Genomic DNA, 17,282 nt, shown 5'->3' on the forward strand with positions numbered 1-17,282 from the left:
GAAATCGTATGTAGTGATTACCGCACAGGGCTGAGAAGCAGCATGCCAAAACCAAATCCGCGAGCACTGCCCAGCCCCTTATGGAATGCCCGGCAGAATTCGTCCCGCTGAGTAACGCGCAAAACACCGCTGAAGCGCACACCGATATGCGTTCCCGACCGATGGTCTTTTCTGAAGGAATATCTGGTTGAGGGATCTATACGCATGCCGGGCAGGACTTCAAAGCCGTTGGCCGCCGCTTTGCGGTCAAGCCATGCGTTCTGCTCATCCGGTTTTATGATTGCCTCACGGCGGCTGTTTTTTTTGCGTTGTCCATCACTGGTAAAGGCCTCTACCTTGCGGCCAGGATTGCAGATCACATCAAAGCGGTAACAGTTGTACTTCAGAAAACAGGGCGGTACAGCCTTGATCTGCCAGTGGTCCTCTGTACAAAAATCAGGACGCTGCGGTTCATGCGGGCTGAGCACGTGCACCAGAGTCCCTGCGGGAACTTCATCCAGCCGGAACAGGAAATCGCGACTGGCGTCTGGCCTGTTGGGAAAACACTGCCAGATGGCCTTGTGCCAGGCGTAGCAGTCGCTCAGCCTGTTGCGGTGCAGGGCTGGCAGCTCCACCATAAAGCGGGTCATCCAGGTCATGGCATGGTCTCCGGAGTGTCCTGTGGGGTATCTGGCTGCTGCCCGGACGTGTTATCCAGTCCTGCAGGCTGAGCGGCCGGTGCCCAGAACTGCTGCGCCCATCGCTCCTGCACATACCTGCGTTTGTGCGGAACCGCCCATTGCAGCAGGTCTTCTTGCAACTGCACATAGTTTACGGGTATGCCCTGCGCCCTGGCACGCAAAATCAGGCGCACCACACGCGGGCATACCTCCGCAGTTTCGGCGGCAAGCAAATGCTGAAAACGCATACCAATGGCACCGGGCTTTTCATCATCGCGCCGCTCGTCATCCGAACACAGTTTTCGGCACACGCTGCCCATACTGCCGGAAGCGGATTCCTCAGGATGTGCGGCATACAGGGCGGCAACAGTGCGAACAACCTCACCCTTATATCCCTCAATACCGTCAAAGGGAGCCAGTAGCGGCCATGCTCTTTGCTGTTTGCCGGGCACAATACCGCAGCGCAGCTGGGCCAGAACCCCGCGACGCTCCTTTTGTGTCCGCAGCCATTGCACCAGTGCTGTCATTCGTCGTCCTCCTCATGGAATGTATCGGAAGAAATTTCAGAAGCCATATTTGGTGAAGCTGCTGTCGCAACTGGTTTGCAGAGCCTGGCAAGGCCAAGGGCAAAGGCTCTGTGCTGTCTCGGGGTTTGCGGTGCGCAGATGGAGGAATATGCCTTGCGAGCTGCGACAAACAGCGCTTTTTGCCACGCCTTTTGCGCTACAGGAAAAGCATCACTGCCCAGACTTTCCACACAGGCGAACAGCAGGGGCAGGCTCTGCTCAGCTGCTGTCCAGTACAGTGTGAAGGCTTTTTGACGAAGCTTGATCAACAACTCCACCTTACCTGCTCCAGCCCCTTTGAGCCTGCCTGCCCACCCTCCGTCCACTTTTTCACGGTACGTATCCACAGCCCAGCCCAGTTTACGGGACATGTCTTCGGCGTATTGTACCCCCTGCCCGTAAACCAGTTGCCCTGGAGTTTTTTGCATGGCTTGCGGTATGTGGTAAACGGATTCAAGGGTGTCCACGACTTCGGCCTGATCTCTCGCCATGCCCGCCACAACCATATCCCTGCCAGATGCACCTTCAGCGCTGGCTAAAGCCGCAGCCCAGAATCCCCCCACATCGTCCTTGTTGCGATGTGCCACAAGGGCGTGCAGTTCGCGCCAGAGCGCCTTGCCCGGTGTAACAGGCAAAAGCGCCCGTGTCTGTTTGTTGTCCTTGCCCCTGAGGATGATTGTGGAAGTTGGTTCTTCCACATAGGGAGCCTTGGCATTGTTAAAATTGGGAAAAACCGGCCCTGCGCCAAGAGTCATGCCTGAAGCGCCACGCTGAAACAGCACAAGGCGCGAAAGCGGGGTCAAACGCCCCAGATACGTATGGGTTGCGTTGCGCCATGCATTTGCATCATCAAAGCTTACAGGCATTTGTTCCCACACAGGCTTTCCCCAGCCGGCCTCGGGAATACTTGCCAGTCGCCGCTCGATGTCATCTCGGGCACACATGTTGAGGTGCAGGGTCTGGAGCACATTTGCGCCCCGCCAGAACGTATGCGTCATGGAGCCCACAGCGCAGGGACCGTCGCTGGAACTTCGCGCGGTAACATGGTTGTTCCAGACTACGGTTCCAATGAGGCCGCCGGGGCTGAAGCACAGGTAAGACAAAAGGTTCAGGGCAGGCAATGCCTGCTCTGCCGACCGCTGCGCCAAACTGCCCTCATGGTCAAAGTGGGTACTCTGATTGCCTGTGGCCAGGGTAAAATCCAGCTTGCTGGCTTTGACAAGGGGGCCTTCATCATCTTCAGTCCGTTTTGTTTTTTTACTTGCCGCTTTAAGGCCGGAAATCTGTAAGAAGGGCTTTTGGGGGTGGAACAGGTCAAAACTATCCTGCCATTTCTGCAGATACGCAGCGACGGCATCCGGCAGCAATTGCGGCACGCGGGGCCAGTCTTCACGCGACGGGCCATTGAGCGCAGCATGGGCAATGCACAGCAGCAGGCGCATCAGGGCCACCCTCTCGTGTGGGCGTACGGCCAGATCGCGCCATTGCGCCCCTTCGCAGAGGGCCTCACGCAGGTTGACAAGCTGGTGCTGCCCGCTGTTGTCCAGTACAGGTATCCACTGATCTGACACAAGGTTCATGATTACTTCCTTTGCTTGGGCCATATGATGCCCAGTTCCTTATCCCAGTGTGGTGGTGCAGAGTTCTTGAGGCAAGGGAGGATCAGGTTTCCATCATCACAAATTTTTATCCAGTGCATCAGATTATAACCAGATAAAAATTTTGACTTTTCTGGATTTTTCACCAAACGGTAGTCAGGAATCCTGACTGCGTTACGGTGCAGTTTGCGAGCCGTATCCTTACGAAAGTCCTTGTCATTGGCATTAACAACACTGCCATCAAGCAGTGTTATCTGATTTTTTACATTACTACGGTACATAACGAAACCGTATTCCTGATGGTCTGAAAGCCTTGTGGGCGCGTATTCTTCTACATCAGTACCAGCGAGTCGCCATATATCCGTGTTAATTTGCGCCTGCATCTTCATGGCTGCACTTTTACCAAACTGCGCGTCATACAGTTCCTGCAATGCTTCCGTCAGAAATTCAGGTTCTGTGTATGTTGCATATATGAACCTGCGGATGTCGTCCGGGAGCGTTACCGATGCAGCCTTGCCCCACACCTCAAGTGTGCGCAATAAAATGAACGGATCGTACACCTTGGCTTTGCTGCCCAGCGCTTTTGTAATTGCAGGCGCGCTCATACCCAGCAGATCTGTCAGGGAAAAATTCTCGGCAATAATATGCATGCAGGGATGGGGAACCGGGCGGTCGCGTCGTGTATGCCGCCATAACCTGCCCATACGTTGCAGCAGCATGTCAGTGGGGGCCAGCTCCGTGAACAGCACATCGGCATCCAGGTCCACGCTCTGCTCCACAATCTGCGTAGAGACGAGAATACATCCGCGCTGCCGCTGCCCTTTCTTGCCCAGGCGCTGCATCCATTCCGTTTCACGCTCTTCGCGCATAAAGAACGGCAGTCGGGCATGCAGAATGCCCATGTCTGCCTGGCAGTCTGTAACTGCTGCATGAGCTTGTATATTGCGAAACGTCTCCTGAGCATTGGCAACCGTATTGCAGACCCAAAGCACCTGGCCGCCTGCGGCAGCAATATCCAGTGCGCGGCTGATGGCGCCCTGTAGTGACTGAAAATCCACATGAACAGTGTGTGAAGGCGGCGGCGTACAAGGGATAACCTGCACGGTATCCTGATCATGGGCGCGCCCGCTGATGCAGGGATATGGCAGACTGTCCTCCTCTGCACCCATGCTGGGAACAGGGCCGCATGACTGCAAGAGCGCTGAACGGGCTGAGCCGGAAAGCGTGGCGGAAAGGATAATGACCGTTGATCCAAGATCAGCAAGAACCCTGCAAAGCTGCTGTATGATGGCTCTCGTGTAGTGGTCATAGCTGTGCACTTCGTCCAGAATGACCACTTTGCCCAGAAGGGCAAGCCTGCGAAGGGCAAAGTGTTTTACCGCCAGCGCAGCCAGCATGGCCTGATCTGCCGTGCCCACCCCCACGGGAGCGAGCAACGCCCGGCGGGACGAACAGAACCAGCGCAAGGGATCGGCACCGGAGCCTGCTTTTGGATCTGCGGCGGAATCATCAGACAGTTGCTGCTGCTCTGGCATGGCAAGCGTGTCATCCAGGAGCCATGAGTTGCCGTGGATCAACTGCACCCTTTGCGCAGTCGGCGATATTCGCAGTATGAATTCCAGTACCCGTTCATAAATCCTGTTGCTTGTGGCCTGTGTGGGCAGGCCAAAATACAGCCCACGCGCCTTGCCCTGCTCCATAAGCTTGTAGGCAGCCATGAGCGCAGCCTCTGTTTTACCCATGCCCATTGGCGCTTCTATGACATAGACCCCGGGTTCAGTAATACTACTCCATGCGGCGACCTGCATGGGGTACGGCGAGCAGCCGAAGATATCTTCAAAGCTCAGGCCGGTGCGTATTTCAAGTGGAGCAAAACCAAGACTGCCAACAACATCATGAGCCACTCTGTCGATCTGTTCATCAGCTATGGGCGCAAGCGTAGGGTTTGCAGGGAAATGGTGCTCGTCAGAAGCGATCCAGTCCGCAAGAACCAGGAGTCCTGCTGAGGCGTAAAGACTGGCGCTTGCATCCGTAACAGGCGGCAGCTCTGTATTGGCATGCTGTTCCCATTGATAGGCAACAAAATTCAGCTCTTCCCGCAGCCAGTCGACTGATGGGGATGGGGCCAGGCAAGGTGGTGAAACCTGCCCGTAATGGTACGGCCTTGCCTTGGCCCATTTACCGTGATGCGCGCCCACAATGGCGCTCCACAGAGAGTACGACTCTGACAGAAGCCCCTTTTGTTGCCAAAAATAATCAAGAATTTCCTGTGAAAGGCAGGCATGAGTCGTAGTAAAACTGGGCCACGCATTGTTTGCGGCCTCTCTGGCAAGACCGTTCTGCTCAAGCCACAAAAGGCATTTGCCCTGAAATTGCGGGCTGATTTTGCCGACATCATGTATGGATAGCAGAAAGGCAACAACAGCATGCAAATCTTGCCACTGCGGGGGAAACATGGCCCGTACAAGGCAGCGCCCCACAGCGCTGGCAAACCTGCCATGCAGGAGCACTGATATCCCCGGCAGATTTGAAGCATATGTTTTAGCCCAAAACGTATACTTTTCCATGAGTACTCCATACAAGGCGACCACAAGGCAACTCATAATAGAGTAACGCATTAATAGCAAATAGCCTATTGAATTGCTATATATGACTCATGATTACAGCAATCCTTAACAGGATGGAATGTGCGTTTGATCAGCCTGAGGATGAAACAGATATCCTTTTACACAACTGCCGGAACAGACCTGTTCCGGGAATGATCGTTTTTATACATTTTACTGCATAATATTATTAAACTATTTGGCCGACATTCTTGATGCCCCATGTTCACCCCGGGGTATGGATAAAATAACAAATTTGAATATAGAAGAAGTTTCATTCCATCAACTTAGAGACAGCCCCTAGCAGCACATAATTAACTGAAGCAGCCTATAAAAATATCTCTTTGACGTCAGTGGGCTTCACCCCTCTGCGAACATCCGGGAATTCCACAGGGCAGGTACATTTGAGCATTTGTTTTTTGCCACTGTAATGGAGGCATAAGCCAGAGCAACGACAACAACCAGTTAACAACGAAATATCGTTATATTACGTTGAAATTCGTGATATATTTACAGACAACATTTTTATTTTTTACGTAACTATATTATTTTTAAATATAAAACAAAACAGGCTTACTTCTTGAATAAGGGAAGCACTACATCTGCTCCTGTCTGGTTTTCAGGGGGCATATCTGGGAGATGGAGCAAGCAGATGGCGGACATCCGGCGCAAAGGCGTTTTGCCGTGCTTTTTTTATTGCGCCGCATGGTTGCTTTATCTGCTCGTACAACAACATTGAACTTTTGAGGTGTGATAATGGCAAAATGTGCAACGCCGCTGTTGGACCAGCTGGAAAGCGGCCCCTGGCCGAGCTTTGTGTCTGACATCAAGCTGGAAGCGGCCTACCGGGCCGAGAATCCTAAGGGGCTTGATTATCAGATCCCCGTGGACTGCCCTGAAGACCTGCTGGGTGTGCTTGAGCTTTCCTACAATGACAAGGAAACCCACTGGAAGCACGGCGGCATCGTGGGCGTGTTCGGTTATGGTGGCGGCGTTATCGGCCGTTACTGCGACCAGCCCGAAATGTTCCCCGGCGTGGCCCACTTTCACACCATGCGTGTGGCCCAGCCCGCTGCCAAGTACTATCACAGCAAATTCCTGCGTGATCTGTGCGACATATGGGACCTGCGCGGCTCCGGCCTGACCAACATGCACGGCTCCACCGGTGACATCGTGCTGCTTGGCACCCAGACCGCCCAGCTCGAAGAAATCTTCCACGAGCTGACCCACAAGATGAACGTGGACCTTGGCGGCTCCGGCTCCAACCTGCGTACGCCTGAAGCCTGTCTCGGTCAGTCCCGCTGCGAATATGCCTGCTACAACACGCAGGACATGTGCTACCAGCTGACCATGGACTATCAGGACGAACTGCACCGCCCCGCGTTCCCCTACAAGTTCAAGTTCAAGTTCGACGGCTGCCCCAACGGCTGCGTGTGCGCCATGGCGCGCTCCGACTTTGCCGTGGTCGGCACCTGGAAGGACGACATCAAAATCGACCAGGAAGCCGTGAAGGCTTACGTGGCCGGTGAATTTGCCCCCAACGCCGGTGCTCACTCCGGTCGCGACTGGGGCAAGTTCGACCTGCAGAAAGAAGTGGTGGACCGCTGCCCCTCCCAGTGCATGAAGTGGGACGGCTCCAAGCTTTCCATCAAGACCGCTGATTGCGTGCGCTGCATGCACTGCATCAACACCATGCCCCGCGCCCTGCACATCGGCGACGAGCGCGGTGCGAGCATCCTCGTGGGCGCCAAGGCTCCCGTGGTTGACGGTGCCCAGATGGGTTCGCTGCTCGTGCCCTTCGTTTCCTGTGAAGCTCCCTACGATGACGTCAAAGAAGTCATCGAAAAGATCTGGGACTGGTGGATGGAAGAAGGCAAAAACCGCGAACGCGTGGGTGAAACCATGAAGCGTCTGTCCTTCCAGAAACTGCTGGAAGTCACCGACACTCCTGCTGCCGCCTACCACGTCAAGGAACCCCGTTCCAACCCGTACATCTTCTTCAAGGAAGAAGAAGTTACCGGTGGCTGGGACCGTGACCTCGCCGCTTACCGCAAACGCCATCAACGCTAGTCAAAGGGGGAGAAAAACATGGCATTTATTTCTTCCGGGTACAATCCCGCAAAACCGATGGAAGGCCGTATCACTGACATCGGCCCCCACAAGTATGATGAATACTTTCCGCCGATCATCAAAAACAACTTCGGCAAGTGGCTCTATCATGAGATTCTTGAGCCGGGCGTGCTGCTGCACGTGGCCGAAAGCGGCGACAAGTGCTACACCGTCCGCGTGGGCGGCACCCGCACCATGTCCATCACGCTGATCCGTGAACTGTGCGACATCGCCGACAAGTACTGCGGCGGCTACCTGCGCTGGACCACGCGTAACAACATTGAATTCATGGTGGACAGCGAAGACGGCATGAAGGCCCTGCGCGATGACCTGAACAGCCGCAAGTTTGACGGCGGCTCGTTCAAGTTCCCCGTGGGCGGCACCGGCGCCGGCATCAGCAACATGGTGCACACCCAGGGCTGGGTGCACTGTCATACGCCTGCCACCGACGCCTCCGGCCCGGTCAAGGCTGTGATGGACGTTGTGTTTGAGGACTTTAAGTCCATGCGTCTGCCCGCCCCCGTGCGCATAGCCCTGGCCTGCTGCATCAACATGTGCGGCGCGGTGCACTGTTCCGACATCGGCCTTGTGGGTATCCACCGCAAGCCGCCCATGATCGACCACGAGTGGACCGACCAGCTGTGCGAAATTCCCCTGGCCGTGGCCGCTTGCCCCACTGCCGCCGTGCGCCCCACCAAGGTGGAGCTTGACGGCAAGAAGGTGAACTCCATCGCCATCAAGAACGAACGCTGCATGTACTGCGGTAACTGCTACACCATGTGCCCTGCGCTGCCCATCTCGGACGGCGAAGGCGACGGCATTGCCATCATGGTGGGCGGCAAGGTTTCCAACCGCATCAGCATGCCCAAGTTCTCCAAGGTCGTTGTGGGCTACATCCCCAACGAACCGCCCCGCTGGCCTTCGCTGACCAAGACCGTGAAGCACATCGTTGAAGTGTACGCGGCCAATGCCAACAAGTACGAACGCCTGGGCGACTGGGCCGAGCGCATCGGCTGGGAAACTTTCTTCAAGATGACCGGCCTTGAGTTCACCCACCACCTTATCGACGACTTCCGTGACCCTGCCTACTACACCTGGCGGCAGAGCACGCAGTTCAAGTTCTAGGGTAATTTAAAAGTTAAACTGCTCTGACAGTGAGCAGACGTTCACTACGGAGGCGTAAGCGCAGTTTACCTGTGCGGTTAAACGCCGAAGTAAGCGTGCCTTAAATCTGCTCCAGGGCATTACGCGCTTGAAATACGACAGGGTTTTGAAGGCAAATCCTTGCCGCGCACGATGAGATGCAGGCGGTTTTGCCTGTCGCAAGCGAAGGCTGCAAGCGTTGCGCTCTGGAAAGACACTGATTACCAATGGAGCCACCCCGGTGCGCCGGGGTGGCTCAGCAAAAGAGGTCCGTCATGATTCCTGATCAGCAACTGATAGTTGATTTCATCAGCACAAAGAACAAGACCAAGTTTTACTTCAAGGACTTTCTGGAAATCTTTCCTGACAAAGGGCCGCGTGAAGTAAAAAAACTTCTTACGGCCATGGTCCAAAGCGAAATTATGGAATTTTGGTCCTCAGGCAGTACCACCATGTACGGACTCAAAGGGGCTGGAAAGCAAAGTCAGGCAGAAGGTGAAGGCTAGGGCCGTTTCCTGCCCCGCCGCCTGACCAGGCAAGTCTGCACTGCAGACAGATGAATGAAAGCGAAGTTCCGGAACACGCCATTGCCGCCGGAACTTCGCCTTTTGCGTCAGTCTGCGCCTGCGGGGCCTGCAGGTCCATCAGCAGAAATGGAATTCGGGCGCAGCCTGTAGAGATCAAACCGCTTGAGCCGCGAAATAAGTGTGGTCGGCTTCATCCCCAGCAAGGCCGCTGCCCCGCGGTTTCCGTAAATGAGCCAGTTGGTCCGCTCCAGCGCCGCCTTCATGTTATCTTTTTCCATCTGGCGCATCTGCTTTTCTGTCAGGATTTTGGGAATGCCAAAAGAAGCACACAGCTCCGGAGCCGCTTCTTCCGCTTCCGGCGACGCCGCTTCACACAGGGCAAGATATGCCAGAGCCTGCTCCGGCCGCCCGGTAATGACCATACGCTCCACAAAATTCTGCAATTCACGGATATTGCCCGGCCAGTCGTACTGGCGCAATCTGTTCATCTGCGCTTCCGGCACATCAAAAACGCGGCGTCCGTTTTTACGGCAGAAAATACGTATAAAATGGCGTACCAGAAGCGGAATATCTTCCTCCCTCTCCTTAAGAGTTGGCACTGTGAGCGGAAAAACCTGCAGGCGGTAGTATAGGTCATCGCGAAATGTGCGTTTTCGTATGGCGGCCTTGAGGTCTTTATTGGTGGCTGCGATAAGGCGAATGTCGGTATGGCGGTTTTTCTCTTCCCCCACCCGCCTGAATTCGCCCTCTTGCAGTACGCGCAGGAGCTTGCCTTGAAGTTCCAAAGGGATTTCTGCAATTTCGTCAAGAAACAGCGTACCGCCGTCCGCAAGCTGGAAAAAACCCATGCGGTCGTGGATGGCTCCGGTAAAGGCCCCTTTCACATGGCCGAAAAATTCGCTCTCAAACAGATGGTGCGGTATGGCGGCGCAGTTTATTTTTATAAAGGGATTATTTTTCCTCTTGCTGTTCTTGTGCAGCTCATGCGCCACCAGTTCCTTTCCCGTGCCGGAAGCCCCCTGAATAAGCACTGTTGCTTCAGTTTCACTGACAACAAGTATCTGTTCCCGTATGGCCTTGATGGCCGCGCTTTCGCCTATGATGCCTGTGAACTGCCGCGCTTCGTAAAGTTCTTCGCGCAGGTGGGCGTTTTCCAGTTCTCTTCGCTGCGTTATGGACCGGGTTATTTCAAAAAGCCGGGCATTGGTGATGGCATACGCAATGTGGTCAGCCACCATGCGCAACATTTCCATAGCGCCTTGCGCCAAGGTATCACGCGAAAAGAATGCGATAACGCCAAGGGTTTCACCACGGCACACCAAGGGCTGCCCGGCAAAACTCACAATGCCTTCTGCCGCAATCCACTCCGGGGCGGCTATCCAGTCTTCATTCCCTTCAATATGCGAAACCTCAAGGGGCCTGTTCGTCATGGCTATGGCCCCGACCTTTCTGTGCCCCAGAGGAAAACGGTAAAAACCTGACGGCTCCGTCTGCGTCCAGAGCCGCCCGTCAACGCGGGACTGCCCATAACTTGCCTTGAGGTGCAGACAGCGGCCACGCCCTGCGCAGACGCCCTTGTCTGCACAGGAGGGGCAACCGTCATCAGCTTCCACAAGCCATATGCGCACCAGAGCCGAATCGCGCGCCGTTCCCAGACTTTTGACCGCCAGAGAAAGCACGTCTTCCACAGCCTGCTGCTGCGCAAGTTCCAGAAGGAGTGTCTTTATGTTTCTGTTTCCAAGAATAATCATGGCTGGGCTATTGGCAGTAATCCGGAGTTGGCAGTAATGAAAAAAGCGGGCGTGCGGTCACCTCTGTCATAGTAGCTGGCTTGCCGCCGGACTTCCAGTGCAAACCCGCTGAGGCAAAGCGCGCCTCGCTGTAGCAGCAGGGAATCAGGAAAGTTTTGCTTTTATTGTGAAACTGACTTGCTGTTTTTTTTTGAGGGGCAAACACCCGCCCCAAGGCCATGCACAGTTTGCCCGGGCAGCAAAACAGTACAGCCAAACTGCGCAAAAGCCGGAATGAGCGCCTTGAATTTTACGACTATAAACCTGCAAAGATAAACTACACCGGACGCTCGCGAGCCTGACGTAAAAAACAGCCCGCCGCATCCGGCCCACAGAAAAAGCCCTTACAGTTTTCACCGTAAGGGCTTGATTCTTATGTGGCGCGCTCGAAGAGATTCGAACTCCTGACCTACAGGTTCGTAGCCTGTTGCTCTATCCAGCTGAGCTACGAGCGCGTAACAAAGGGAAACTATATCAAGTCGCAGTGGCGGTCAAGCTTTTTTTCAAAATATTTTTTGAAAATCTGCGAACTTAGTTGAAATTTTCAATCAGCGTGTACTTAACAAAGCACTGTGCGGCCACGCAAGCGCATCGCACTCAAGCACCAAACTTTTGGGGCAGTTTAAACCGCTCCACTCTCCTGGCCGCTCACAAGCGGCCCTGCAAACTACTGGGCTTCTATGCTGTTGACAGCACGGGCCAGACGCGAAATCTTGCGCGCGGCCTTCTTCCAGTGCATGGCGCCCTTGCTGGCGGCCTTGGAAAGCACGGAAGTGGCGGCCACCAGAGCTTCACCGGCCTGAGCCTTGTCGCTGCCGGTAATGGCGGTACGCACCTGCTTGATGGCGTTCTTGACGCGAGTGCGGGCGGCGCGGTTGCGGCCGGCTCTTTCTACGCTCTGCCTGTGACGCTTGATGGCTGACTTATGGTTGGCCACGGTAATCCTCCACTATGTTGGGCTTGCCCCGGCAAGCCATGAGTCTGAAATATGTTGCGCTATCGCGAAGACGGGTTGTTAGCATAGGGCCTTACGGCTGTCAAGCAAACGCGCCGTTTTTTCCAAGATACTTGTTTTGTCGCCACAAACAGCAGTGCAGCATCTGTATGCCGATCCGCTGTGGGTGCTGTTCCGGCCGCTTATGGCCGCATCGGCTGGCAGTTCCGTTATTCGCGGTCGCCGCGCTGATATATTCGCGGCGCGGGAACGAAAAAACGCCCGCGCCGCGTGATTCAACTACATCTGCAAGGCCGCAAAATCCGCCAGACGGGCAAAACGACCGCCCAGGGCCTGAAGCATGGCCAGGCGGTTGCGGCGCAGGGCGGCATCGTCACACATGACCATTACGCCGTCAAAAAAGGCGTCCACAGCCGGGCGCACGTTGCTCAGGCAAGCCAGCGCAGCGGTGTGTTCCCGTGCCGCCCACATACGGTCCAGTTCCGGCAGCAGGCCATCCAGAGTTGCAGCCAGGGCCTTTTCCGCATCTTCATGCAGAAGCTCCGCCTGCCACTGGGCCGGGATATCTTCCGCCTGCCCCTGCTTGCGCAAAATATTTGCCACGCGTTTGAAGGTCTGGGCAGCTTCGGCAAAACCAGCCTCGCGGCTAAAGGCCACCAGAGCTTCCAGGCGTTCGCCACAGTCCTTTACCTGAGCCGCACCCGCACCCAGCGCGGCATCCACCAGCAAGGTGTCCTGCCCCTGACTCATGAAATAGTTGCGCAGCCTTGCGCCAAAGAATTCCATAAGCTTATCGAGAGCTTCTGCCGGAGGCAGTTTCCATTGCCTGTCCCCGTAAAGCTCCTGCGCCCTGGCAAAAACCTCACGCATGTCGAGCCTCAGGCCAAAATCAAGCACAATACGAATGATGCCCAGAGCGCAACGGCGAAGACCGTTGGGGTCCGCAGCACCCGTGGGTATCATCCCCAGGCCGAAACAGCCCGCGAGCGTGTCGGCCTTGTCGGCCAGTGACAGCAGCGCGCCGCACATGCTGCCCGGCAGGGGCGAATCCGGCCCTGCAGGCAGATACTGCTCGGCCACAGCCTGGGCCACGGCCGCGCTTTCGCCCTTGCGGGCGGCATAAATGCCCCCCATGACACCTTGCAGGGTGTCAAATTCGCCAACGAGGCCGCTGACGAGGTCGGCCTTTGAAAGGCGACCTGCCCGCGCGGCATCAGCGGCAAGGTCGGGGGCGCATTTTTCCGCCAGCCAGCGGCACAGGGATTCGAGACGGCGTGTCTTGTCTCCCATACTGCCAAGCCCACCGATAAAAATAACCGAATCGAGTTTTTGCAGCCAGTGGTCAAACCCTTCCCGCAGGTCGGCCTGCCAGAAAAAGCGGGCGTCTTCCAGACGGGCGCGCAGCACTCTTTCCCACCCGCGCTTGACAATACTCATGTCTTCGGGAGTGATGTTGAGCACCGTCAGAAAGTGCGGCAGCAAACGGCCATCGGCCCCTTCGATGCCGAAACTTTTCTGGTGGCTTTCCATACTGGTCAGCAGCACCTCGCGTGGCACTTCAAGATAAGCCGGATCAAAATCCGCCAGCAGTGGCACGGGATGTTCCGCAAGGCCCTGCACTTCGTCAAGCAGGCTGTCCTTCCAGAGCACCTTGCCGCCGACGGTCTGCGCCTGCCTGTTGCCGCCCTCCACAATAATTTCCCGGCGCTTCGGGGAATCAAGGGTGATGCCGCAGGAATCTGCCAGTATGGCCGGAAGCTCTGCAGCGCGGGCGACAGAAAAGGGACCTGCCCCGTGAATGCGGTGCCCGCAGGTTTCGCGTCCCGAAACCATCGGGCCGACCTCAAAAGAAATAATCTCATCGTCCAGCAGGGCCAGAATCCAGCGCAGGGGGCGGGCGTAGGCCAGCGAATGGTTGCCCCAGCGCATGCGCTTGGCAAAGGGCAATGCCGAAATGATGGCCGGGCACATGACAGCCAGCAGTTCACTGGCGGGCGCGCCGCCGGTGCGTTTACGCACGGCCACGTACGCGCCTTTTTCTGTTTCCTGCTGAAAAACGTCTTCCAGGGCGCAGCCATTGGTACGGACAAAGCCCTCCAGAGCCTTGGTGGGTTTGCCCTCGGCGTCATAGGCCACGCGCACGGGCGGACCGGAGATCACCTCTTCCCGCTCAATCTGCACGGGATTGAGGTTTTCAACCATAACCACGGCACGGCGCGGCGTACTCATGACGCGCAGGCTGCCGTACTCAAGGCCTGCCTCATCAAGAGCCGTGGTAAAACGGGTGAAAAGTTCCGCTTCTTCGGGAGCCAAAAAACGGGAAGGCAGTTCTTCACTGCCGATTTCGAGCACAAAGGTGGCCACGGCTTTACCTCGCATCCTTTTTGAGCATGGGATAGCCCAGTTCTTCGCGCTGAGCCGCGTACAGACGGGCAACGCCCGCCGCCAGAGCCCGCACCCGGCCGATATAGCCGGTGCGTTCCGTAATGGATATGGCCCCGCGCGCGTCCAGCAGGTTGAAGGTATGCGAACACTTCAGGCAATAGTCATAGGCGGGCCAGGGCAAGCCCAGTTCGAGCATAGCCTTGCACTGGCCTTCAAAATCATTGAAATGGCGCAGCAGCATCTGGGCATCGCTGGCCTCGAAATTATGGCGCGACTGCTCCACCTCGTTCTGGTGGTAGATATTGCCGTAGGTCACGTCTTTGTTCCAGGCCAGATCGTATACGGATTCCACACCCTGAAGATACATGGCCAGGCGCTCAAGACCGTAGGTCAGCTCCACGCTCACAGGCGCAAGGTCGATACCACCCACCTGCTGGAAATAGGTGAACTGGCTCACCTCCATACCGTTGAGCCACACTTCCCAGCCGAGGCCCCAGGCCCCCAGGGTCGGCGATTCCCAGTCGTCTTCCACAAAGCGGATGTCATGCTGGGCAGGATTGATGCCCAGAGCGTTGAGGCTTTGCAGATACAGGTCCTGCACGTTGTCCGGCGAGGGCTTCATGATGACCTGAAACTGGAAATAGCGCTGCAAGCGATTGGGATTTTCGCCGTAACGGCCGTCTGTGGGACGCCGCGAAGGCTCCACGTAGGCCACATTCCAGGGTTCGGGACCGATAACCCGCAAAAAGGTATGAGGATTGAAAGTTCCGGCCCCGCATTCCACGCCTGACGGCTGCTCGATAACGCAGCCCTGCCTGGCCCAGTAATTCTGTAGGGTGAGAATCACGTCCTGAAAATACATGTGCTGTCCTTTGGAAGGCTGATCAAAAAAATTTTTGCTTCCTGGCGGAGCAACGGCATGAACGGCACACCGTCGCTGCGGGCGATATATCTGCGCCCGGCCCTGCCGTTGCGGCGACAGAAGGCAAAAATCGCTGACCAGCGGCTCCTTTTTAGAGCATTTTAATTTTGAGAATACGCATTCCCAAAACTTGTAACACGCTCATTTCGGCGCTTACCCGCGCAGGCAAGCTGCGCTTGCGCCTCGGTGGCGGCCGCCTGCGTGCAGTCGCCAGAGCAGTTTCAAAGTGAAAACGCTCCAGCATGGCCATCCCGGAATGGGCAGATATGGCCGGGCTGACCCGCAAAACCGCAAAACAGGGGCGGCGAAAACCGGCCATCTACACGCGGCGAAAAAATCCCCCCTCCCACGCCAGTCCCAGATGATACTGGACAAAGCCGTCGATAACCCTGGAACAGGCCCGCCGGTCCGCCGAGGGCAATTCCTCCGCGTGCCAGCCGGATGGCAATTCTTGCTGCACATGGCGTAAAAGGTCAAGCCCGCCGGCGCTCAATTCCACCCCGTAGCGCACGGGGCCGGCCTGCGCACGGCACGATGGGCAGCGCACATGGCCTTCATCCACTACAAACTGTACAGAGCCGCACAGGTCAGCGCCGCACAGGCCGCACACGTCAAGGCTCGGGGCAAAACCCAGCGCTCCGGCGAGGCGAAGACGGAAAAAAAGAGGAAAAAGCGCAGGCAGGGCCGGGGCTTCTTCGAGCGTGCGCCTCATGTCCTCAACCAGCGCGAAAGCCTCGTCCGCGCCGTCGTCATTCACGCCAAGGGCTTCCACAAAGCGCAGGCAGTTGGCCGCAAGGCCCATGCGTCGCCAGTCTTGCCTGAGTGCCTGTGGCCCGCCAAGCAAAACCGCTTCTTCAAGGTTCAAAAAGCCGCCGCGCGGCGATGTTTTAACGCGGCAGTGCAGGCTGTTGAGCACGTCCAGGCAGCCACAAAAACGACGCCTGCTTCTGCTGCCCCCAAAAGCGAACAGCGTCAGCAGGCCATGCTTGCGGCACAGGGTTTTCAGCCAGAGGTCCGACTCACGAAAGTGCCCCATGCGCAGCACAAGCGCGTGATCGGCCCATTCTGTCATTGCCGAGCCGGGGGAAAGGTAAGGGTGCGGACCTGGCCGCTGCCGCCCACAGGCGGAAGTTCTTCGCCGTTATAGCGGATGCGTACTCCGCCGGCGTTGCCAAGCTTCAGTTCCAGGCTCTTGTTGAAGGTAAGGGCAAAGGTATCGCCCTTGCGCAATGAAAACTGCCTGGTATCGGTATTGTCGGCGCTGGAATGCACCCAGCATTCTTCGGTGGCAGTGATGATGACCTTGTGCGGCCCGGCTACCGCGATGCTTTCAGGATTTGCCGCTGCGGCGGGAGCGGCAGCGGATGCAGGCGCAGACGCCGTGGCAGCCGCTGGAGCGGCCTGAGAACCGGTCACAACCTCGGACCGCTGCGCCCCCGCGGGCGCTGCAGCCTGGGCGGCTGTGGCAGCAGCAGGCAAATCCGCGCCGCCGGACTGCCCGGCGGGGCTGTCTGTACGCGCGGCCTCCGGCCCGGGCCGGGCTGTGGAAAGCGGAGACGGGTTGTCAGCCGTGTCAGGACGCTGCATGGGCGCGGGTTGCGCCATACGCCGGGTCTGACTGCTCAAAAATTCCAGCGCGCCCTGCTGCCAGGCCACATAAACACCAAGCCCCAGCAGGATCAGCACCAGCGCCACAAAAAAAGGCTTGAGGCTGCGGCGCGGGGCCAGATAGATTTCCGGCGGCCCCGCATGCTGCGCGGCAGCTTCCTCACTGTTGGCTTCCAGTGTTGCCAGAGCCGCGCCCACCTCTTCGGCGGAAAGGCCCACATAGGCGGAATAGGAACGGATAAACCCTTTGGTATACGCAAGATGCGGCAGGGAGGATGTATCTCCCGCCTCGAGGGCGCGCAAAAGGCGTGCACCTATCTTCAGATGATTGGCCGCATCCTCGATGCTCAGCCCCCTCTGCTCACGCTCGGCGCGCAGGGCCGCACCCAATTCCTCTAAGGTCATGCAAAGCCTCGG

At 56.8% G+C, this 17,282-nt stretch carries 13 protein-coding genes and 1 tRNA gene; 3 read left to right on the forward strand and 11 right to left on the reverse strand.

From position 1 onward, the window contains the following. Window positions 1-17 precede the first annotated feature (17 nt). Genes cas6e through cas3 form a run of 4 tightly spaced genes read right to left on the reverse strand, consistent with a single transcriptional unit; the run spans window position 18 to window position 5,390 of the window. Window positions 18-638 carry a type I-E CRISPR-associated protein Cas6/Cse3/CasE gene (gene cas6e, locus ACZ495_RS06655; protein ID WP_072312528.1) on the reverse strand — a complete coding sequence of 207 codons (621 nt, stop codon included), beginning with the start codon at window positions 636-638 and terminating at the stop codon, window positions 18-20. Continuing rightward, entirely contained in the window at window positions 635-1,186 is a 552-nt protein-coding gene (casB, locus tag ACZ495_RS06660; RefSeq protein WP_012624556.1) for a type I-E CRISPR-associated protein Cse2/CasB, read from the reverse strand. Before casB ends, cas6e begins: the two co-directional genes overlap by 4 nt. Then, the gene (gene casA, locus ACZ495_RS06665) at window positions 1,183-2,805 is read right to left on the reverse strand and encodes a type I-E CRISPR-associated protein Cse1/CasA (protein ID WP_464262861.1); all 1,623 of its coding nucleotides are present in this window, start codon (window positions 2,803-2,805) and stop codon (window positions 1,183-1,185) included. Before casA ends, casB begins: the two co-directional genes overlap by 4 nt. Before the next feature lie 2 nt (window positions 2,806-2,807). Further along, a complete protein-coding gene (gene cas3 / locus ACZ495_RS06670; protein ID WP_464262862.1) occupies window positions 2,808-5,390 on the reverse strand; it encodes a CRISPR-associated helicase Cas3' in 2,583 nt (860 codons plus the stop codon). Window positions 5,391-6,182: 792 nt separating this feature from the next. Here cas3 and dsrA point away from each other — a divergent pair. From dsrA to ACZ495_RS06685, 3 genes are all read left to right on the forward strand, one after another. Then, a complete protein-coding gene (gene dsrA, locus ACZ495_RS06675; protein WP_464262863.1) occupies window positions 6,183-7,496 on the forward strand; it encodes a dissimilatory-type sulfite reductase subunit alpha in 1,314 nt (437 codons plus the stop codon). 18 nt (window positions 7,497-7,514) lie between these two features. Beyond that, window positions 7,515-8,660: a dissimilatory-type sulfite reductase subunit beta gene (gene dsrB, locus ACZ495_RS06680; RefSeq protein WP_012624552.1), complete on the forward strand. Its 1,146-nt coding sequence runs from the start codon at window positions 7,515-7,517 to the stop codon at window positions 8,658-8,660. Between the two features lie 293 nt (window positions 8,661-8,953). Continuing rightward, window positions 8,954-9,184 (forward strand): dissimilatory sulfite reductase D family protein, encoded by a 231-nt coding sequence (locus ACZ495_RS06685; RefSeq protein WP_012624551.1) that lies wholly within the window; start codon window positions 8,954-8,956, stop codon window positions 9,182-9,184. 107 nt (window positions 9,185-9,291) lie between these two features. Here the strand turns inward: ACZ495_RS06685 and ACZ495_RS06690 are convergent, their stop codons facing one another. The 7 genes from ACZ495_RS06690 to ACZ495_RS06720 form a co-directional block, all read right to left on the reverse strand. After that, a complete protein-coding gene (locus ACZ495_RS06690; protein WP_464262864.1) occupies window positions 9,292-10,956 on the reverse strand; it encodes a sigma-54-dependent Fis family transcriptional regulator in 1,665 nt (554 codons plus the stop codon). A gap of 417 nt (window positions 10,957-11,373) precedes the next feature. Further along, a tRNA-Arg gene (locus ACZ495_RS06695) sits at window positions 11,374-11,450 on the reverse strand. A 212-nt stretch (window positions 11,451-11,662) separates the two neighbouring features. Then, window positions 11,663-11,932, reverse strand: coding sequence for a 30S ribosomal protein S20 (rpsT, locus tag ACZ495_RS06700; protein WP_012624549.1), 270 nt, complete (start codon window positions 11,930-11,932; stop codon window positions 11,663-11,665). A gap of 297 nt (window positions 11,933-12,229) precedes the next feature. Further along, entirely contained in the window at window positions 12,230-14,314 is a 2,085-nt protein-coding gene (gene glyS, locus ACZ495_RS06705) for a glycine--tRNA ligase subunit beta (RefSeq protein WP_464262865.1), read from the reverse strand. A 4-nt stretch (window positions 14,315-14,318) separates the two neighbouring features. After that, the gene (gene glyQ / locus ACZ495_RS06710; protein WP_012624547.1) at window positions 14,319-15,197 is read right to left on the reverse strand and encodes a glycine--tRNA ligase subunit alpha; all 879 of its coding nucleotides are present in this window, start codon (window positions 15,195-15,197) and stop codon (window positions 14,319-14,321) included. Between the two features lie 379 nt (window positions 15,198-15,576). After that, complete coding sequence (recO, locus tag ACZ495_RS06715; RefSeq protein ID WP_012624546.1) at window positions 15,577-16,329, reverse strand: DNA repair protein RecO; 753 nt, start codon at window positions 16,327-16,329, stop codon at window positions 15,577-15,579. Continuing rightward, the gene (locus ACZ495_RS06720) at window positions 16,326-17,270 is read right to left on the reverse strand and encodes a helix-turn-helix domain-containing protein (protein WP_012624545.1); all 945 of its coding nucleotides are present in this window, start codon (window positions 17,268-17,270) and stop codon (window positions 16,326-16,328) included. Before ACZ495_RS06720 ends, recO begins: the two co-directional genes overlap by 4 nt. Window positions 17,271-17,282: the final 12 nt, after the last annotated feature.

The sequence above is a fragment of the Desulfovibrio sp. GTC20076 genome, from assembly GCF_055385905.1.